The organism is Streptomyces sp. NPDC001941 (assembly GCF_040296945.1).
In the GTDB taxonomy this organism is placed as follows: Bacteria; Actinomycetota; Actinomycetes; order Streptomycetales; family Streptomycetaceae; genus Streptomyces.
Genome location: NZ_JBEOYE010000010.1, coordinates 80,111 through 97,840, shown reverse-complemented (window position 1 = coordinate 97,840; position 17,730 = coordinate 80,111). Strand labels below are relative to the sequence as shown.

16 protein-coding genes, 1 tRNA gene and 1 pseudogene are annotated in these 17,730 nt (G+C 70.9%); 10 read left to right on the top strand and 8 right to left on the bottom strand.

Annotation, left to right across the window (positions count from 1 at the left end; all coding sequences use genetic code 11):
- Nucleotides 1-232 precede the first annotated feature (232 nt).
- Both ABT160_RS10805 and ABT160_RS10800 read right to left on the bottom strand, forming a co-directional pair.
- Nucleotides 233-433, bottom strand: a complete 201-nt coding sequence (locus tag ABT160_RS10805) for a hypothetical protein (RefSeq protein ID WP_351646183.1) — start codon at nucleotides 431-433, stop codon at nucleotides 233-235.
- Nucleotides 430-858 (bottom strand): ATP-binding protein, encoded by a 429-nt coding sequence (locus tag ABT160_RS10800; protein WP_351646181.1) that lies wholly within the window; start codon nucleotides 856-858, stop codon nucleotides 430-432. Before ABT160_RS10800 ends, ABT160_RS10805 begins: the two co-directional genes overlap by 4 nt.
- 249 nt (nucleotides 859-1,107) lie before the next feature.
- On the opposite strand from ABT160_RS10800, the gene ABT160_RS10795 reads away from it, so the two are divergent.
- From ABT160_RS10795 to ABT160_RS10765, 7 genes are all read left to right on the top strand, one after another.
- Complete coding sequence (locus ABT160_RS10795) at nucleotides 1,108-1,962, top strand: helix-turn-helix domain-containing protein (RefSeq protein WP_351646179.1); 855 nt, start codon at nucleotides 1,108-1,110, stop codon at nucleotides 1,960-1,962.
- Between the two features lie 11 nt (nucleotides 1,963-1,973).
- Nucleotides 1,974-2,180, top strand: coding sequence for a DUF397 domain-containing protein (locus tag ABT160_RS10790; RefSeq protein WP_351646177.1), 207 nt, complete (start codon nucleotides 1,974-1,976; stop codon nucleotides 2,178-2,180).
- Nucleotides 2,181-2,543: 363 nt separating this feature from the next.
- Nucleotides 2,544-2,930, top strand: a complete 387-nt coding sequence (locus ABT160_RS10785; RefSeq protein ID WP_351646175.1) for a hypothetical protein — start codon at nucleotides 2,544-2,546, stop codon at nucleotides 2,928-2,930.
- Nucleotides 2,927-3,757 carry a DNA glycosylase family protein gene (locus tag ABT160_RS10780; RefSeq protein WP_351646173.1) on the top strand — a complete coding sequence of 277 codons (831 nt, stop codon included), beginning with the start codon at nucleotides 2,927-2,929 and terminating at the stop codon, nucleotides 3,755-3,757. Before ABT160_RS10785 ends, ABT160_RS10780 begins: the two co-directional genes overlap by 4 nt.
- Nucleotides 3,717-5,216 carry a B12-binding domain-containing radical SAM protein gene (locus tag ABT160_RS10775; RefSeq protein ID WP_351646171.1) on the top strand — a complete coding sequence of 500 codons (1,500 nt, stop codon included), beginning with the start codon at nucleotides 3,717-3,719 and terminating at the stop codon, nucleotides 5,214-5,216. The genes ABT160_RS10780 and ABT160_RS10775 overlap by 41 nt, the downstream gene beginning before the upstream one ends.
- Nucleotides 5,213-5,857: a dTMP kinase gene (tmk, locus tag ABT160_RS10770; RefSeq protein WP_351646169.1), complete on the top strand. Its 645-nt coding sequence runs from the start codon at nucleotides 5,213-5,215 to the stop codon at nucleotides 5,855-5,857. Before ABT160_RS10775 ends, tmk (ABT160_RS10770) begins: the two co-directional genes overlap by 4 nt.
- 2 nt (nucleotides 5,858-5,859) lie before the next feature.
- A complete protein-coding gene (locus ABT160_RS10765; RefSeq protein WP_267828369.1) occupies nucleotides 5,860-6,303 on the top strand; it encodes an NUDIX hydrolase in 444 nt (147 codons plus the stop codon).
- Nucleotides 6,304-6,368: 65 nt separating this feature from the next.
- On the opposite strand, the gene ABT160_RS10760 is transcribed toward ABT160_RS10765, so the two are convergent.
- Entirely contained in the window at nucleotides 6,369-6,617 is a 249-nt protein-coding gene (locus ABT160_RS10760) for an integrase (protein WP_351646168.1), read from the bottom strand.
- Between the two features lie 115 nt (nucleotides 6,618-6,732).
- Here ABT160_RS10760 and ABT160_RS10755 point away from each other — a divergent pair, with 115 nt between their 5' ends.
- Entirely contained in the window at nucleotides 6,733-7,431 is a 699-nt protein-coding gene (locus tag ABT160_RS10755; protein WP_351646166.1) for a hypothetical protein, read from the top strand.
- Between the two features lie 343 nt (nucleotides 7,432-7,774).
- Here ABT160_RS10755 and ABT160_RS47130 read toward each other — a convergent pair whose 3' ends face one another.
- Complete coding sequence (locus tag ABT160_RS47130; protein WP_502984198.1) at nucleotides 7,775-8,314, bottom strand: hypothetical protein; 540 nt, start codon at nucleotides 8,312-8,314, stop codon at nucleotides 7,775-7,777.
- Here ABT160_RS47130 and ABT160_RS47125 point away from each other — a divergent pair.
- A pseudogene (locus ABT160_RS47125) lies at nucleotides 8,250-8,813 on the top strand (site-specific integrase); the annotation flags it as partial. The gene ABT160_RS47130 and the pseudogene ABT160_RS47125 overlap by 65 nt on opposite strands.
- A 417-nt stretch (nucleotides 8,814-9,230) precedes the next feature.
- Here ABT160_RS47125 and ABT160_RS10745 read toward each other — a convergent pair.
- Nucleotides 9,231-9,304 (bottom strand) — tRNA-Thr (locus tag ABT160_RS10745).
- Between the two features lie 340 nt (nucleotides 9,305-9,644).
- Between ABT160_RS10745 and ABT160_RS10740 the strand changes: the two genes are divergently transcribed.
- Nucleotides 9,645-11,081, top strand: a complete 1,437-nt coding sequence (locus tag ABT160_RS10740; RefSeq protein WP_351646165.1) for an MFS transporter — start codon at nucleotides 9,645-9,647, stop codon at nucleotides 11,079-11,081.
- A 78-nt stretch (nucleotides 11,082-11,159) separates the two neighbouring features.
- Here ABT160_RS10740 and ABT160_RS10735 read toward each other — a convergent pair whose 3' ends face one another.
- The 3 genes from ABT160_RS10735 to tmk (ABT160_RS10725) form a co-directional block, all read right to left on the bottom strand.
- Nucleotides 11,160-12,710, bottom strand: a complete 1,551-nt coding sequence (locus tag ABT160_RS10735; RefSeq protein WP_351646163.1) for an alpha/beta hydrolase — start codon at nucleotides 12,708-12,710, stop codon at nucleotides 11,160-11,162.
- A 120-nt stretch (nucleotides 12,711-12,830) separates the two neighbouring features.
- Complete coding sequence (locus ABT160_RS10730) at nucleotides 12,831-14,036, bottom strand: DNA polymerase III subunit delta' (protein ID WP_351646161.1); 1,206 nt, start codon at nucleotides 14,034-14,036, stop codon at nucleotides 12,831-12,833.
- 222 nt (nucleotides 14,037-14,258) lie between these two features.
- A complete protein-coding gene (gene tmk / locus ABT160_RS10725; RefSeq protein ID WP_351646159.1) occupies nucleotides 14,259-17,582 on the bottom strand; it encodes a dTMP kinase in 3,324 nt (1,107 codons plus the stop codon).
- Nucleotides 17,583-17,730: the final 148 nt, after the last annotated feature.

Below are 17,730 nucleotides of genomic sequence, written 5' to 3'. Positions count from 1 at the left end.
GTCGCGCGTTCCTCGCGTGCATGGCGACGGCGACCCTGTTCGGTGCGGATCGTGACCGTTACGGGGTCACGCCAGCAGTAGCAGCGGTACGAGTAGCCCTCGCGGTCGAGGGGCAGCGCCGTTTCCGCACGGTGCGGGCTCGGCAGCAGTGCCCACAGGACAAGCAGAGCGAGCAGGACCACGCTGACGCAGATGATCACAAAGCCGAGAGCGGCCCGATCTGCTCCGTCCATCATTCCGCCACCTCCCCGAGCAGCGCGGGGTCATAGATCATCAAGCCGAGGCGCTCGGCAAGATCGAACGTGAGGCGTCGCGCGCGCTGCTCGGTCAGGTCCTCGAAACCAGACGTCCCACGGAAGTGCAGCCGTACCCCGGGCCCGAGTGTCGGGCCCACGTAAACAGGCGTCTCGCCTGCTGTCGCGTCGCCGCTCATGCGGCCAACGCCGTCTCGTCGAGGGTGAACCACACCCTCTTACGGGCCCGCGCTTCCTCGACGGGCCAAGCCACGCCCCATTGGGCGGAGAGCCGAGTCACGATCAAGAGGCCGCGCCCCTGCTCGTCTTCGGTGTGAAAGCCGCTCGGCGCGAGCGCAGGGCGTTTGGTCCAGTCGTCATCCCACACGGCGACCGAGACGTGCCCGGGGCGTACCGAGACGTCGAGGTGCACGAGGGCGGTTCGGGTGTGCAGGTGCACGTTTGTGATCACCTCGCTCACGCAGAGGCGCGCAGCCTCGATGAGAAGCGGGTGCCCGGTGATGGCCAAGAGCGTGGCGAGCAGGTCCCGCCCGATCTTCGGTGCGATTGCAGAGTTCGGAACGACGAATCGGTACGTCGCCCGGTCCGGCGATGATGTGCTCATGTCGATGTCTCCCAACGTGACGTGAGCCCCGACTGCTGCACTGCCGTCCGTGGCGTGGCCATCCCCCGGGGCACCCTCAACGGGCGCGCAGATGGCTGCACTTCGGGTCTTCCCGGCGTGCTGCGCGGTGCTGCCAGGACCATAGGGTAAAAGGCTGGACCGGTACAACCCTGTACCCAAGATCTATGTAGCGGGTGGACCCATGACGCCGTTACCGGCAAACTCAGGGGTGACAAGGGGAAGGGACACATGCCGCCGAGGGACAATCCGACCGCCCGACAGATCCGCTTGGGCGCTGAGCTGCGAAAGCTGCGCGAACGCGCAGGCAAGACCGCACGCGACGCCGGCGGCCTGCTCTCCACCGACGCGGCCAGGATCAGCAACATCGAGGCCGGTCGCCTCGGGATCAGCGATGAGCGCATCCGCCGCTTGGCCACCTTCTACCAATGCGACGATGAATCTTTGATCGCCGCCCTGTGTGCCATATCCGCAGAGCGGAGGGGCACGCACTGGTTCGACGACTACCGGGGAATCCTCGCTCCCGGGTGGCTGGACATCGCCGAACTGGAGATGCACGCGACGGCTCTCCGGTCGATGCAGTCAACGACGATGCCCGGACCGTTCCAGACCGAGAACTACTCGCGCGCTCTCTTCGAGGGAGTGATTCCGACCCTTCCGTCAGACGAGGTCGAGTCCCGCGTCGAACACCGACTCAAGCGCCGGGGGATCTTCGACCGCCCGACGCCGCCGCCGTACGAGGCCATCCTGCACGAGGCGGCCCTGCGGATGAGATTCGGCGGGAGGAAGGTCGCTCGCGAACAGCTCGAATACCTCATCGAGGTGTCGCAAATGCCGTCCGTGACTGTCCGCGTCATTCCTTTCACGAACGAAAAATTCATTGAGGTTACCCAACCCGTCATGTATGCATCTGGCATCGTTCCGCAGCTCGACACAGTGCAGATCGATTCCGCATTCGGCGGGCGATTCCTCGATGCAGAGGCCGAGCTGAAAAAGTACAGCGCACTTATCGACATCGCCGAGCGCGCGTCTCTGGACGAAACAGAGTCGCGACAGCTCATCCACCACATCGCACGAGAAATGTGAGAAACAAGGTCATGAGCGCAACCGACCCGATCATCTGGCAGAAGTCTTCTTTCTCCGGGGGTGGAGGGGAGAACTGCGTCGAGGTCACGCTGCACAAGGGCGAGATCGTGATGCGTGAGAGCGACGAGCCCGACAGCACGATCAAGACCAGCCGCGCGAAGATGTCCGCCTTCATCGCCGGCGTGAAGAACGGCGAGTTCGACCACCTCGTCAACTAGCTGCCCCGCGCGCGCCGCCGCGCGCTGCAAGCGTTCCCCCCGCCTGACCAGGGCGGGGGGTTTTTGCATATGCCAGTCTGCACGTTTGTACCGGTCCACACTTGCAGCCGCGCGCTGCGTGGCGCTACGGTCGCACTCCGTTGTCGTGACGAGCCAACTCCAAGGCAGGACCGGGCTCGTTGCGGCGACACCTCCCTGCCTCTGCGGGATCAATCAGGGAGAGCCCCCGAGGTTTTCCCCTGCCGAGACCGCCCTCACGGGGCCGGCAGGGGAAAACCATGGAACCGGTACGGGAGGGTTCACATGCGCGCTCTGCGTTCTCCACACGGCACCCGTAGTGAAACCTTGTACCGAGAATGTCGGGTGTCCTACAACGTTGCGCGCACCTGCTACCGGTTCGAGTGCCTGAGCCTCCCGCCGGACCCGGGCGCGCTGGGAGACCTGCGAGCGCTCCACACGTTCGAGAACGCCCGCGATGCCATCCGCGCAATGCGGATTCAGGTGCGCACCTTCCACATGGCAGGTCTCAACCCCCGCGAGATCGCGCACGCACTCAACTGGACCGAGAACGGTTGCGTACAGGCTGTCGCAGCGCTCGACCGTGGAGAACCGTGCAGCCTTTCCCTGATCACGACACACGGCGATCTCATCGAGTGGCAGATTCGGCCTATCAAGTTGCTTGCCACTGTGGAGAGTTCCGAGGGCGACGCAACGCTACGCCCTATCCCCCTACCGGAATTGAGCGCATGAGTACCACGATCATCACCGAACACCCGGCGTGGCACCGAACCCAAGAGGGGGACGTGCTGCGCGTTGTAGAACGCGACGGGGTGCCGTGGGTGGCGCGCTGGGCCGACGAAAGTCTGCAACTCCGCCCGGTCGGCAGAGGGGACGCGCTACCCCCCGACGTCGCTTACGCGTCACCGATTCGCCTCACCACGAATGACGAGGCCGGACCCCTTACGGCCGCACTCGCCCGCCTCGGCACCGTCGCACGTCTCACCAATCCCTCGCTTTGGGACGCGATTACAACGGCCCTGCTGCGACAGGTCGTTCAAGCGGGCCAAGCTCGAAAGGTCTACCGCACGTACTGCGAGGCGTACGGCCGCAGCGTCGAAACACCGCTCGGCGCAATGTCATTGACACCGGCCCCCGAGACCGTCCTCGACCTGAGCGACGACGGGTTCAAGGCCGTGGGTGCCTCGTTCAACCGCACTGCGCTGCGCGCCGCGGCGACGGCTTACCTCGAACGTGGTGAGGAATGGCGCAAGGCGACTCCCGACGAGCTCGTGCAGGCCCTCGTCGAGGTGCCGCGCATCGGCCCGTGGACCGCAGCAGCAGCGACCGCCGACTACACCGGCGATCACTCCCTCTACCCGCACGGCGACCTCGCCGTGCGTACTTGGGCCACGCGCGCCGCCCCCTCTGTCTCCTTCCCGAGCAGCGACCGGGAGTTCGAGCAGCTATGGCGACGCTGGGCGCCCGACCGCCACGCCCTTCACACCCTGACTCTCTTCACTCTCACATGGGGGAACCATGCTGGTGTTACCGGAGGCACAGAAGCAGTCCGCACGTGACCTGATCGCCGGTGCGGACGATGCGCGGGAACTCGACGCGCTGTTCGTCAACGCTCCGCTGCGCGACTACGAACTGCGGCCCCGTACCAACGACTACACCCTGCCGGTGCTCGGCATGGCCTACATCGCGACGTACGCACAGCAGGTCGGCGGGTACAACGTGGGCGTGCTCGACGCCGAGGCGCACGGCCTCGGCGTCGCAGCAACCGCTCGGGCCATCAACGAGGCACGCCCCCGATGGGTTGGCATGAACCTGCTCGCCCCCACGTACGAGATGTCGGCGACGATCGCCGCCGCCCTCGACCCCGGGATCGCGCTCATGGTCGGTGGCCACCACGCCAAGGCCATGCCCGACCGCATCCTCGCCGACCCCCGCATGTCCAACCTTCGCGCCCTGGTGGTCGGCGAGGGCGAGCCTAGGGTCGCCGCCCTGCTCGCCGACGAGCAGCGTCGGCTCGAACTGCCCGGGGTCATGTGGCGCGACCGACTGCTCGGTACGCGTGCGGCCGGCATCGCCGCCCGGGGAACGGCCGAGCACATGCTCGCCCCCGACATCGACAGCCTGCCCATGGTCAACCGGGCGTTCCTTCCCCAAGACCCGTACCTCGCCGACGACGGCCGGATCGAGGCGAACATCGTCGGGTCGAGGGGGTGCCCGTACAACTGCACGTTCTGCGGCGCCGCCGTCTCCGCGAACCCCGACGTACAGATCAGGGTCCGGACGCCCGAGGGCATCCTCGCCGAGCTGGACGCGCTGCACGAACAGCACGGCGTGACCGCCTTCCGATTCGTCGACGATCTGTTCCTCGGTGCCGCCCGGGTCATACGGACGCAGATGGACGCGTTCACCCGGCACCACGTCGGCGACCGGTTCGTGTGGGACGCGACGGGCCGTATCAACGTGCTCGACCGCCTCGGCGACGACGAGCTCGACCGCCTCGCCGAGAACGGGCTGCGAGAGGTCGCCCTCGGCATCGAGTCGGGAAGCGACCGCATCCTGCAAGCCATGGACAAGCGCATCACCGCCGACATGACCGAGCGGGTAACGCAGCGCCTCGTCGAGCGGGGCATCGGCGTGAAGGGGTATTTCATCCTCGGGTTCCCCCAGGAATCGCACGAGGACATCGAGGCGACCGTGCGGCACATCCACAACCTGTGGAGCCTTGCCGACCGCCACCCTGGACGCTTCCGGGCGAGCGTCTTCGAGTTCCGCCCGTACCCCGGTACGCCCGTGTGGGACACCCTCACCGCAGCCGGCCACGATCCCGACACGCTGCTCGCGTACGCCGACGTCGACCTCACCGAGGACGGTGCCGACGAGTCCATGCGGCAACGCGACGAGTTCAATTTCTCGGTGGGGATTCAGTTCGGCGACGTGCCCCTGCCCAAGGTGCGCGCCAACCTCGCCATGCTCACCAAGGCCCAGCACGACCGCAACAACATGGGAGCCGCGGCATGACCGCGCGCGGATTCTTCGTGACGATCGACGGCCCGAGCGGCGTCGGGAAGTCGACCACGGTCGCAGAGGTTCACCGGCTGCTCGGTGCCCGAGGGGTGGATGCGTCGCAGACCGTCGAGCCATCGACGAGCGGCCTCGGCGAGTTCATCCGCAAGTACGCGAACCACTTCACGGGGCGCGCCCTCGCCTGTCTCGTCGCCGCCAACCGATACGAGCATGTCGAGTTTGAGATCGAGCCGGCGCTCGCCGGCGGGCGCACGGTCGTCTGTGACCGCTATCTCGCCTCGACGCTCGTCCTGCAACGGCTCGACGGAGTGCCCGAGCAGTACCTGCTCGACATCTCGCGTGACGTGCTGCTGCCCGACCTCGCCGTCATCCTCACCGCCTCCCCCGGATTGATCGCCGAACGGATCGCCACGCGGGGAGTGCGCCACCGGTTCCACCTCGACCCGACGGCACCCGGCCGCGAGGTCGACCTGTACGCGGAAGCCGCGCAGTCGCTTATGTCCATGGGGGTGCGGGTCCTCGTGCTGGACACCAGCGACGCCACCCCTACGGAGGTAGCGAGCCGAATCGCCGACGCCGTCCCGCCGCCCTCGGTAGCGTCGGACGCCACAACCACCCCAACGACCAACCGGTGACCATGAGCGCAAAGCCAGCCACACCCGTAATCGATACACACGTCTTCCTGCGCGACGGCGACAAGCTGCTGCTTTCACAGCGAGGGGGCCCCTACGGCCACGGCCGGTGGCACGCTCCGTCGGGGAAGCTCGACGAGGGCGAACCGATGACCGCCGGCGCGGCGCGTGAGCTGCGCGAGGAGACCGGCGTCGAGGTCGCTCCGTCGCACCTGCGTCTCGTCAACGTCGTGCACCACAAGCAGAGCGAGGACATCGAGCGGGTCGGGTTCTTCTTCGAGGCCACCGAGTGGCAGGGCGAGCCGGAAAACCGCGAGCCTGAGAAGTGCCTCGGCCTCGCGTGGTTCAGCGTGCACGAGCTGCCCGAGGACATCATCGAGTACCCCGCCGCAGGCTTGTACGGCTACCTGCGGAGCGAGGGGGGCTTGACTGAGCACGGTTGGGCCTAACCGCCCGCCGCCTATCCTCCGCCCGCCGACGCCTTCCCCCGAGGCTCGGCGGGCGGAGTCATGCGTTACCCGGCCGACGAGTCGGCTCGGGCCTCTTGCTCGGCCACGACGCCGAGGTGCCGGTGCAGGTCGTACCGCGACACCTTGTACGCCCGCCCGTGGCGCAGGACCCGCACCGGGTAGCGGCCCGTACGGGCGAGGTGGTAGCCGGTCGTGCGCCCAAGGTGCAGCGCCCGGTTAGCGGTCTCCAGAGGGATCGCGACGGGAAGCGTCATCAGCTCGTCGTGTGTCATCCCCTGCTCTGTGGTGCTCATGGTCTGCCCCCTGGGACATCGGTGTGCACTGCGGCCCGATCGTGCCGAACGGTGCTAGATCAGCAACGTACGATCAAGACTGGCGCTTTGCAACCAACAAAGCTAGCTTTGCGATATGCACAGTCACCAGACGGCGGGCGACGTCGTCGCCGCACAGATCCGCCGGCATCGCGAGCGCCTCGGAATGAACAGGCACGACCTGGCCGCCGAGTGCGCCCGCCTCGGGCGCCCCGACATCACGTACGCCGTGATCGTCACCATCGAGACCGGCCGGACCGGCGGCGAGGGCAAGAAGCGCCGCCCGGTCACCGTCGACGAGCTGCTCGTGTTCGGCCTCGCCCTCGCCACACCCCCGTTGCTGCTGCTGCTCCCCCTCGGGAGCGAGCAGACCGTGCCCACCGTCCCGGCCGCCGATCCACGCGACCCCTACACCGTGTGGCAGTGGATGACCGGCGAGGCGACGCCGACCCTCGACGGCCCTCTCGACGGTCGGTACGTCCCCGACTCCCGACCGATCGCCAGCAACGGGCAGACGTGGGCCGCTGCTTGGGGTACAGCGGCCTATCCCGTCTCGCTGTACCCCGAGCTCGCACGACGCCGCGAAACAGCCCACAAGGCCCGACTACGCGCCGCGCTCGATCCATCCGCACAGACCGAGTACGTCGGTCGCCTCGACGAGCTCGCGCACATCGTCAACGACATGCACCGCGCGAGCCTCACCGTCCCCGACCTGCCACCCGAGTTGGCCGAGGACTTGAAGCGGCTCGACCTGCTCACCGACCCCAACCAGATCAACCCGAGAGGTATGGAGTGACCGCAAAGGGCACCACGACGAAACGCTGCTACTGCCGCCGCAAGGACGGTAAGCCGCTCGGGAGTTCCTGCCCCAAGCTCAAGCAGCGCACCCACGGCGTGTGGTCGATCCGGCAGGAACTGCCGTCGACCACGGAGGGCGACCGCCGCCTGTTCCGCCGCGCCGGATACGACACGCAGACAGATGCGCAGGGCGACCTCGACAAGGTGCGCGCTCTGCTGAACATCGCCGACGAGGACGACCAGGACGGCCGCGCGCGCCTCGGCGACCTGCTCGCCATGGTCAGCGCCAGTAAGGAGCAGATCCCCGACTACGACGAGACGAAGCGCAAGTTCGGCACCGGTCAGTCGCTCACACAGCACATGACCGTCGCCGACTGGCTCGACCTTTGGCTCGCCGGAAAGAAGGGGCTGCGCAAGAGCGGTCGCGACCGGTACGAGCTCGACATTCGGTGCCACCTTCGGCCCCGGGTCGGGCACATCCGGATCGACCGTCTCACCGTGCCGCACCTCGACGCCATGTTCGAGGCCATCGCCGAGACGAACATCGAGATCACCGAGGCGAACGCCACACGCCGCGCTGCGGTCGCCGAGCTGAAATCGATCCCGTGGAAGGGGGGAGAGAATCGCGCGCGGCGTAAGGCCATGCGCGAGGCCATCGACGCGATGCCGCCGTTCCGGCGGATCACCGGCCCGTCGACGCAGCAGCACATCAGGGCGACCCTGCGGGCGGCGCTCAACACGGCGATAGCCCGGGGGTCGATCACGTTCAATGCGGCGCAGCACGTCGAGCTCGCCGCCGCGAAGCGTCCGAAAGCGATGGTGTGGACCGACGAGCGCATCGCCGAGTGGCTGCGGACCGGTGACAAGCCGAGCGCGGTCATGGTGTGGACCCCCGAGCAGGCGGGCGTGTTCCTCGACTTCCTCGCCGACTTCCGGCACCGGTTGCTGCCGCTGTTCCACCTGATCACGTTCCGAGGTCTGCGCCGTGGTGAGGCGTGCGGCGTCCGGTGGTCCGACTACAACACCAGCACGGGCGAGCTCACCATCGCGACGCAGCTCGTACAGGACGGTTGGGAGGTCATCGAGTCGGCACCCAAGACGGACAGCGGCGAGCGGATCATCTCGCTCGACGAGTACACCGACGAGGTGCTCGAAGTGCACCGCACCAAGCAGGGGGCCGAGCGTCTCGAATGGGGCGAGGCGTGGCAGGACACCGGCCGGATGTTCACTCAGGAGAACGGCGAATGGATTCACCCGGGTTGGCTGACCGAGCAGTTCGAGCGGCTCGTCGAGCTGTCCGGCCTGCCGCCGATCCGACTGCACGACCTGCGCCACGTCGCCGCCTCGCTCATGCTGGCCGCCGGCGTCGACGTCAAGATCGTGTCCGAGACCCTCGGCCACAGTGACAGCCGGATCACCCGGGACATCTATCAGTCGGTCATGCCCAAGGCCGCACGGGACGCCGCCGAGGCGACGGCCGCACTGGTACCGCGCGGCGCGGCGCGTCGTACGGAGCAGGCACCCGCCGACCCCCGTATCGAGCAGGTCGCACAGATCGCCCTCGATCATCTCCTCGCGCAGATCGCCGAGGCCGCCGAGCAGGAAGGCCGCACCGTCGAGCAGGTCGCGCAGGCGGCCCTCGCCCAACTCACCGGGCGCACGCTCGATGCGGTTCCCAAGCAGGATGGGCACGCAATGGGCACGCAGGAAGGTTCGAAGATCATCGCGGCTCGCCGCCGAATGGCCAAGAACAAGAAAAACCCCAGGTCACGGCGAGTGAGTCCTGGGGTTAATCCGAGCCGCCTTCGGGATTCGAACCCGAGACCTACGCATTACGAGTGCGTTGCTCTGGCCAACTGAGCTAAGGCGGCACCCCTCTGCAACCCATGGAGGGCGCAGTGGCTCCGCCAAGTCTACACAGTGTCGCGGGGTGCTCCGCACCACCTTTTGATCACCCCATCGACCACCCCTTGAGCCCCCGTCGATCACCGGCGACCGCTACCCCCACGCACCTCAAGCCGTCCCCACCTCGCCCCCACCCCTTCCCCACCTCGCCCGATTTGCACACTTACGCACACGTACGGTCATACTGGCTGCGTGGCGCAAACCGAGCCCGGAGAAGGTCCCCAGCGCAATCCCCAGCGCGATCCCAGGCGCGACCCCAAACACAGCCCCCCGCGCAGCCCCCGCCCCAGCCCCAGCCGGTGGGCCATGCTCGCCGTGCTCTGTACCAGCCTGCTCCTCGTGGCCATGGACGCCACCATCCTCAACGTCGCCCTGCCCTCCCTCATCGACGACCTGCGCCCCGACGCCCTCCAGCAGCTCTGGATCATCGACATCTACGGGCTCGTCCTCGGCGGCCTGCTCGTGACCACCGGGGCCATCGGGGACCGGTTCGGGCGGAAGCGGTTGTTCATCGCGGGGTTCGTCGTCTTCGGGGTGGCCTCCGTGGTCGCCGCCACCGCGGACACCTCCTGGCAGCTGATCGCCGGGCGGGTCCTGCTCGGCATCGGCGGGGCCATGGTGCTGCCCTCCACCCTCTCGCTGATCCGCAACATCTTCGAGGACGACCGCGAGCGCACCCTCGCCATCGGCATCTGGGCCGCCGTGGCGGGCGCCGGGGCCGCCGTGGGGCCGCTCGTCGGCGGGGTGCTGGTCGAGCGGTACGAGTGGTCCGCGGCCTTCTGGGTCAACGTGCCCGTCGTCGTGGCCGCCGTCGTCGCCGGAGTGCTGCTGCTCCCCGAGTTCAAGGACGCCGGCCACGGGCGCCTCGACCTGGTCGGCGCCGCCCTGTCCATCGTCGGCATCATCGCCCTGGCCTGGGGCATCAAGCACGTGGCCAAGGGCAGCCTGGCGCTCATGGACGTCGCGGTGCTGGTCCTGGGGATCGTGGTGCTCGCGCTCTTCGCGCGGCGGCAGCTACGGCTGCCCGATCCGCTCCTCGACGTGCGCCTCTTCAAGAACCGGGCCTTCACCGGCGCCGCCCTGGCCACCCTGATGGCCATGCTCGCCGTCGGCGCCGCGCTCTTCCTGATGTCGCTCTGGCTGCAGTACGTCCACGGCTACACCCCCTCCCAGGCCGGCCTGCGCACCCTCCCCACCGCCCTGGCCGCCCTCGCCGGATCGCTCACCGCGCCCTGGCTGATGGAGCGGATCGGCGTGCGGGCGATCATGGCGCTGGGCCTGGGCGCGCTCGTCGCCGGGTTCCTCGTCCTCGCGCTGGCGCCCGAGCCGACGACGTACCCGTACGTCGCCGTGGTCTTCGTCGCCCTCGGCCTCGGCGACGGGCTCGCCATCACCACCGCCGCGTCCGTCCTGGTCTCCTCCGTCCCCGCCGAGCGCGCCGGGCAGGCCGGAGCCGTCTCCGAGACCAACTACGAACTGGGCATCGGCCTGGGCGTGGCCCTGCTCGGCTCCGTCCACGGCGCCGTCTACGCCTCCCGCATGGACGGCCAGCCGGCCCGCGCCGCCGAGTCCATCGGCAGCGCGCACGAGCTGGGCGACCCGCGCGTGCTGGAGGCGGCCCGCGTCGCCTTCGACTCCGCGCTCACCACGACCGCCTGGGTGTCCGTCGCGATCGTCGCCACCGTCACCGCCCTGGTCGTCGCCCTCGTACCGCGCGGGTTCAAGGCGACCGCCGGGCACTGACCGTACGGAACCTCATCCCTACCGAACCCCACCCGCACGAATCACGCGTTCAGCGGCAGCGCTTGTCCTTGTACGCGCTCAGCGGCAGCGCTTGTCCTTCGGCGGCACCGTCCCCTCCAGCAGATAGGTGTTCACCGCCGTGTCCACGCAGTCGCTGCCCCGTCCGTACGCCGTGTGGCCGTCGCCCTCGTACGTCAGCAGCGTCCCCGAGTCCAGCTGCCCGGCCAGCGCCCGCGCCCACTTGTACGGGGTCGCCGGGTCCCGGGTCGTCCCCACCACCAGGATCGGCGCGGCGCCCTTCGCCTCGATGCGGTGCGGCGCGCCCGTCGCCTTCACCGGCCAGCTCGCGCAGTTCAGCGACGCCCAGGCCAGGCCCGCGCCGAACACCGGGGACGCCTTCCGGAACGACGGCAGCGCCTGCTCGACCTCCTGCGGCGTGGTGTAGGCGGGCGGCAGGTCCAGGCAGTTCACGGCCGTGTTGGCGTACATGAGGTTGGAGTACGAGCCGTCGCCCTCGCGCTCGTAGTAGCTGTCGGCCAGCGCGAGCAGGCCCGAGCCCTCGCCGCCCATCGCCCGGGTCAGCGCGTCCCGCAGCTGTGACCAGGCGCCCTCGTCGTACATCGCGGCGATCACCCCGGTCGTCGCGAGCGACTCGCCCAGCGGGCGGCTCTCCCCGGTCGGCACGGGCTTGGCGTCCAGTTGGGCGAAGAACGCCTTCAGGCGGTCCGACGCCGCCGCCACCGACTCCGTGCCCAGCGGGCAGTCCTTGCGCTTGACGCAGTCCGCGGCGAACGACTGGAAGGCCGTCTCGAAGCCCGCCGTCTGGTCCCGGTTCATCTCGGCGGCCGGCAGCGAGGGGTCCATCGCGCCGTCCAGGACCAGGCGCCCGGTCCTGTCGGGGAACAGCTCCGCGTACGTCGCGCCCAGGAAGGTCCCGTACGAGGCACCCACGTACGTCAGCTTCGCGTCGCCCAGGACCGCGCGCAGCACGTCCATGTCCCGCGCCGCCTCCACGGTCGACACGTGCGGCAGGATCCGCCCCGACCGCTTGGCGCAGCCCGCCGCGAAGTCCTTCATGGAGGCGGTGAGCAGCTGCTGCTCACGGGCGTCGTCCGGGGTCTGGTCGACCTGGGTGTACGCGTCCATGCCCTTGCCGTCCAGGCACTCGACCGGCTCGCTGCGGGCCACCCCGCGCGGGTCGACCGCGACCATGTCGTAGCGCGCGCGGACCTGTGCCGGGTAGCCGATGCCCGCGTACCCCTGGAGGTAGCCGACGGCCGAGCCGCCGGGCCCGCCCGGGTTGACCAGCAGCGAGCCGAGCCGCTTGCCGGGCCCGGTCGCCTTCACCCGCGAGACGGCGAGCTTCACGTCCCCGGCGGACGGCCTGGCGTAGTCCAGCGGGGCCTTGAGCGTCGCGCACTGGAAGCCGGGGACACCGCACTCGCGCCAGCTGAGCTTCTGGTCGTAGTACGGCTTCAGGGCCGACTCGCTGACCACCGGTACGGAGGCCGAGGCCACGCTCCTCGCCGGGGTGCCGCCGGAGCACCCGGAGGCGAACAGTCCGGTGAGGACCGCAGCCAGGACCGTCGGAAGGGCCGTCGGGATGCGGAGGGCGCGCCTGGAGTCCATCCTCGGAGCGTAGTCGCCCGGTGACGGCTCGTGCCCCTCCCGCTACCCGTACGGATGACCCCCGGCGCCCCGCCCGTCCGCCGCGTCGCACACGCGTGTGACCCACGGGCGGGTGCCCGCTCAGCCCGCCCGCAGCGCCATCGTCATGGCCTCCACCGCCAGCAGCGGCGCCACGTTGCGGTCGAGGGCCGCGCGGCAGGCGATCACCGCCTCCATCCGGCGCAGGGTGCGCTCGGGCGTGGACGCGCGGGCGATCCGGTCCAGCGCGTCCCGTACGTCCTCGTTGGCCAGCGGGACGGCGGAGCCCATCTGGAGCGCGAGGACGTCGCGGTAGAAGCCGGTCAGGTCGGAGAGCGCCAGGTCGAGGCTGTCCCGCTGGGTACGGGTCTTGCGGCGCTTCTGCTTGTCCTCGAGCTCCTTCATCGCGCCCGCCGTGCCGCGCGGCATCCGGCCGCCCTGGGACGCGCCGAGGGCCGCCTTCAGCTCCTCGGTCTCCTTGACGTCGACCTCCTCCGCCATCTGCTTGGCGTCCTCGCCGGCCGCGTCGATCAGCTCCTGGGCGGCCTTGAGCGCACCGCCCACGTCCTCCACGCGCAGCGGCAGCTTCAGCACGGCGGCCCTGCGCGAGCGCGCGCGCTCGTCGGTGGCCAGGCGGCGGGCCCGGTCGATGTGGCCCTGGGTGGCGCGGGCCGAGGCGTGCGCCACGTCCGGCTCGACCCCGTCGCGCCGGATCAGCAGGTCGGCGACGGCACCGACCTGCGGGGTCAGCAGGGTCAGGTGCCGGCAGCGGGAGCGGATGGTGGGCAGCACGTCCTCCAGCGAGGGCGCGCACAGCAGCCAGACCGTGCGGGGGGCGGGCTCCTCGACGGCCTTCAGCAGCACGTTCCCCGCGCCCTCGGTCAGGCGGTCGGCGTCCTCCAGGACGATCACCTGCCAGCGGCCGACCGCCGGGGAGAGCTGGGCGCGGCGCACCAGCTCCCGGGTCTCCTTCACGCCGATCGACAGCAGTTCCGTACGGACGATCTCCACGTCCGCGTGGGTCCCCACCAGCGTGGTGTGGCAGCCGTCGCAGAACCCGCAGCCCGGGGCGCCGCCCAGCGCGCGGTCCGGGCTGGTGCACTGCAGGGCGGCGGCGAAGGCACGCGCGGCGGTGGCGCGGCCGGAGCCGGGCGGGCCGGTGAACAGCCAGGCGTGCGTCATCTTGGAGGCGGCCGGGACGGGGTCGCCCGCCGCCACGGCCGTGACGAGCGCGTCGGCGTCGCGGGCGGCGGCGGTGAGCTGCTCCTCCACCCGGACCTGCCCGACCAGGTCGTCCCATACGGCCATGACTGCCCCTCCTTAGGTACGCGTCCATTGTGGGGCAAGCCACTGACAACCGGGGCCGCCGGGCCGGGTGGGGGCGATGGGCCCGGTGGGAGCCGTCTCGTCCGGCGGGGGTAGCGATGCCCGGTTGCCGGTACGGGCGCGGAACCGGTACGGGGCGGGGCCGGGCCTCTCCGGCCCCGCCCCGCCCCGCTGCGTACCCTCCCGGTCGCCTGCCCCGGCGCCTCAGCGCCGGCCGCGCCGCCCCGGGCCCTCTTCGTCCTCGTCGTGCGGCCCGAGCAGCTCGTCCGCCAGGGTCGGCAGATCGTCCAGCGGGGTCTCCTCCGCCCAGTCCGAACGGCGCTTCGGGCGGCCCTGCTCGTCGACCTGCGGCAGCTCCGCCGTCCGCTCGCTCGCCCCGCGCGGCTCCGGCGACTCGTCGCGGAAGATGCCCCGCGGCACCCGGTCCGCCGGGCCCTCGTCCCGTACGGCGGGGATCACCGCGGTCTCGTCCGCGGCGCTGTCCTTCACCTGCGGGATGACCGCGGTCTCCTCGGCGGCACTGTCCTTGGCAGCACTGCCCCTGGCAGCACCGTCCTTGGCCGCGCCGTCCTTCACGGCACTGTCCTTCGCGGCACCGTCCTTGACCTTCGGGATCACCGCGGTCTCGTCCGCACTGCGGTCCTCGACCCGCGGGATCACGGCCGTCCGCTCGGCGGCGCTCTCCCTGACCTGCGGAATGACCGCGGTCTCCTCCGCGTCGGCCCCCGGCTTCGCGGGCGCCGCGGGCTTCTTCCCGGCGGGGGCGGACTTCGCCGCCCCGGCGGGCTTCCCGGGCGCCGCGGCCTTCTTCGCGGCGGGCTCCTGCGGTGCGGGCGCGGCCTCGCGCTCGGGCTTCTTCGAGAAGTCCGGCTTCACCACGGGCGTCGGCACCGTCGTCTCCATCGCCGACACCGGCTTCGCCGTCGCCGCCGTCGAGGCGGCCGCCGCAGCGGCCTCCGCCAGGCGTCGGGCCTCCTCCGCCTTCAGCAGGGCCTCCTCGGCCTTGCGCTGCTTCTCGCGGCGGCGCTCCTCGGCCTCGGCCCGCAGCCGGGCCTCCTCCTCGGCCTGCTTGCGGCGCCGCTCCTCCTCCTCGCGGCGCACCTTCTCCTCGGCCTCGCGGCGCTTGCGCTCCTCCTCGGCGAGGCGGCGGGCCTCCTCGGCGCGCTGCCGGGCCTCCTCCGCCTGGCGCTCGGCCTCGCGGCGGCGGGCCTCTTCCTCCTCGCGGCGCTTGCGCTCCTCCTCCTCGGCGCGCAGCTTGGCGAGCTGCTCCTGGCGCTCGCGCTCCTTGCGCTCCTCCTCGGCCTTGCGCGCGGCCTCCTCCTCGGCCTTGCGGCGGGCCTCCTCCTCGGCGGCCTTGCGGGCCGCCTCCTGGGCCTTCACCTCGGCCTCGGAGAGCGGCAGCACCTGGTCGAGGCGGTGGCGCACGACCGTGGTGACCGAACCGGGCTCCTGTCCGGCGTCCACCACCAGGTAGCGGCCGGGGTCGGAGGCGGCGAGCGCCAGGAACCCGGAGCGCACCCTGCGGTGGAACTCGGCGGGCTCCGACTCCAGCCGGTCCGGGGCCTCGGTGAAGCGCTCGCGCGCGGTCTCCGGGGAGACGTCGAGCAGCACGGTCAGGTGCGGCACCAGGCCGCCGGTGGCCCAGCGGTTGATGCGGGCGATCTCGGTGGGCGACAGGTCCCGTCCGGCGCCCTGGTAGGCGACGGAGGAGTCGATGTAGCGGTCGGTGATGACGATGGCGCCGCGCTCCAGGGCGGGGCGGACCAGGGAGTCGACGTGCTCGGCGCGGTCGGCCGCGTACAGCAGGGCCTCGGCGCGGTTGGACAGGCCGGCGCTGGAGACGTCGAGCAGGATCGAGCGCAGCCGCTTGCCGATGGGCGTGGCGCCGGGCTCGCGCGTGACGACGACCTCGTGGCCCTTGGCGCGGATCCACTCGGCGAGGGCCTCGACCTGGGTGGACTTGCCGGCGCCGTCGCCGCCCTCCAGGGCGATGAAGAAGCCGGTGGCGGACTGGGTCTGGGCCGGGTCGGCGCCGCGCAGGGCGTCGAGCAGGTCGCGCCGCAGCGGTACGCCGGAGCGGTCGTCGGCCTTGGCGAGGACCAGGACGGCGACGGGCAGCAGGAGCGCGCCGATCAGCATCAGGGTGAACGCGGCGCCGTCGTGCGCGAAGACGAAGTCCCCGCCGGCCAGCCGGTGCGGGCCGATCGCGGCGGCGAGCAGCGGCGCGACGACCGCGCCGAGTGCGACGGCGACGCGGACGACGGCCTGGAGGTGCTCGGTGATCCGCGGGCGGCGGAACTCCTCGGTCTCCTGGTCGATCAGCACGTGTCCGGTGTTCGCGGCGACGCCCGCGGCGAGGCCGGTGAGCACGGCGAGGAGCAGCACGGTGGCGGTGTCGGGCACCAGGCCCATCACGAGCAGGGCCACGCCCGCGGTGGCGACGGCGAGCGCGAGCAGCCGGCGCCGGGACAGCGAGGGGAGCACGGAGGGGGCGGTGCGGATGCCCGCGGCCGTGCCGCCGATCAGGGCGAGGACGAGCAGTCCGTACGCGACGGGGCCGGCGCCCAGCGCGCGTGCGTGCAGCACGGCGACGGACGCGGCACAGGCGACGGCTCCGGCGACGGCGGCGCAGGCCAGGACGAGCAGCGGCACCGCGCCCGTACGGCCCTTGTCCAGGCCCGTGCCGGTGGCCGGGCGGCGCAGCCCCTCCAGCGGGGAGCGCGGGCGCGGGGTCTGGCCGCCGGGCAGCTCCAGGAAGTAGACGACGGAGACGGACGCGGCGAACAGCCCCGCGGCGACGTACGACGCGAGGGCGGCCTGGTGCGCGGAGAACCAGGGGACGCCGGTGGCCAACAGCCGGGACAGCAGGGAGACCACGACGAGCGCGGCGGCGGCGACCGGGACGACGAGGAACCCCGTGCGCAGCGAGAGGCGGCGCAGGGCGTCCAGGTGGTCCGGCAGCGGGCGCACGGCCGCGCCCTCCAGAGGCGGGGCGGGCAGCAGGGCGGGCGCGGCGCCCTCCTTGCAGACCGTCCAGAAGCGCTCGGCGCCACCGGCCACGACGACCGTGCCGAGCAGGAAGGCGAGGGCCTTGTCGGGCACCCAGTCGATCCACAGCGGGGCGACGACCAGCAGCACGACCCGCAGGGCGTCGGCGCCGACCATGGTCCAGCGGCGGTCCAGCGGGCCGCCCGGCTTGGTCAGCGTGGTGAGCGGTCCCAGGAGCACGGCGCCGAACAGCACGGTCGCGAGCACGCGCGCGCCGAAGACCGCGGCGACCGCGAAGGCGGCACCGCGGTACCCGCCTCCGAAGGCCCCTTGGCTCTCCGCCGCCTGCAACGCCAGCAGTACGAACACGAGGAGGGCGAGGGCGTCCCCGACGCCACCGACGACCTGTGCGCTCCACAGCCGCTTCAGCGGCTGGTTGCGCAACAGGGCGCGGACGGCGCGCTCCCGTGAGTCTGCGGCAAGTGCGGCGTCGGAGTCTGAGGTGGGGCTCAAGACCGTTGGCTGCTCGGCTCGCATCATCCGCCCAGCCTATCCGGCCCCCCTGACAGTAATCCCCCCTCACCCGAACAAACGCCCAACGCGAAAGCCTCCGGTGGTGATCACCGGAGGCTTTCGGTAGGGACGTACGGGTTTCGGCCCCGCGCGGCCGGAAGTCGCGGGGGACCGG

What these genes read in the sequence shown, in the direction of transcription:
- ABT160_RS10805 (WP_351646183.1), bottom strand. Translation starts at nt 433, where the DNA reads ATGAGCGGCGACGCGACAGCAGGCGAGACGCCTGTTTACGTGGGCCCG.
- ABT160_RS10800 (WP_351646181.1), bottom strand. Translation starts at nt 858, where the DNA reads ATGAGCACATCATCGCCGGACCGGGCGACGTACCGATTCGTCGTTCCG.
- ABT160_RS10795 (WP_351646179.1), top strand. Translation starts at nt 1,108, where the DNA reads ATGCCGCCGAGGGACAATCCGACCGCCCGACAGATCCGCTTGGGCGCT.
- ABT160_RS10790 (WP_351646177.1), top strand. Translation starts at nt 1,974, where the DNA reads ATGAGCGCAACCGACCCGATCATCTGGCAGAAGTCTTCTTTCTCCGGG.
- ABT160_RS10780 (WP_351646173.1), top strand. Translation starts at nt 2,927, where the DNA reads ATGAGTACCACGATCATCACCGAACACCCGGCGTGGCACCGAACCCAA.
- ABT160_RS10775 (WP_351646171.1), top strand. Translation starts at nt 3,717, where the DNA reads ATGCTGGTGTTACCGGAGGCACAGAAGCAGTCCGCACGTGACCTGATC.
- tmk (WP_351646169.1), top strand. Translation starts at nt 5,213, where the DNA reads ATGACCGCGCGCGGATTCTTCGTGACGATCGACGGCCCGAGCGGCGTC.
- ABT160_RS10765 (WP_267828369.1), top strand. Translation starts at nt 5,860, where the DNA reads ATGAGCGCAAAGCCAGCCACACCCGTAATCGATACACACGTCTTCCTG.
- ABT160_RS10760 (WP_351646168.1), bottom strand. Translation starts at nt 6,617, where the DNA reads ATGAGCACCACAGAGCAGGGGATGACACACGACGAGCTGATGACGCTT.
- ABT160_RS10755 (WP_351646166.1), top strand. Translation starts at nt 6,733, where the DNA reads ATGCACAGTCACCAGACGGCGGGCGACGTCGTCGCCGCACAGATCCGC.
- ABT160_RS47130 (WP_502984198.1), bottom strand. Translation starts at nt 8,314, where the DNA reads ATGACCGCGCTCGGCTTGTCACCGGTCCGCAGCCACTCGGCGATGCGC.
- ABT160_RS10740 (WP_351646165.1), top strand. Translation starts at nt 9,645, where the DNA reads ATGCTCGCCGTGCTCTGTACCAGCCTGCTCCTCGTGGCCATGGACGCC.
- ABT160_RS10735 (WP_351646163.1), bottom strand. Translation starts at nt 12,710, where the DNA reads ATGGACTCCAGGCGCGCCCTCCGCATCCCGACGGCCCTTCCGACGGTC.
- ABT160_RS10730 (WP_351646161.1), bottom strand. Translation starts at nt 14,036, where the DNA reads ATGGCCGTATGGGACGACCTGGTCGGGCAGGTCCGGGTGGAGGAGCAG.
- tmk (WP_351646159.1), bottom strand. Translation starts at nt 17,582, where the DNA reads ATGATGCGAGCCGAGCAGCCAACGGTCTTGAGCCCCACCTCAGACTCC.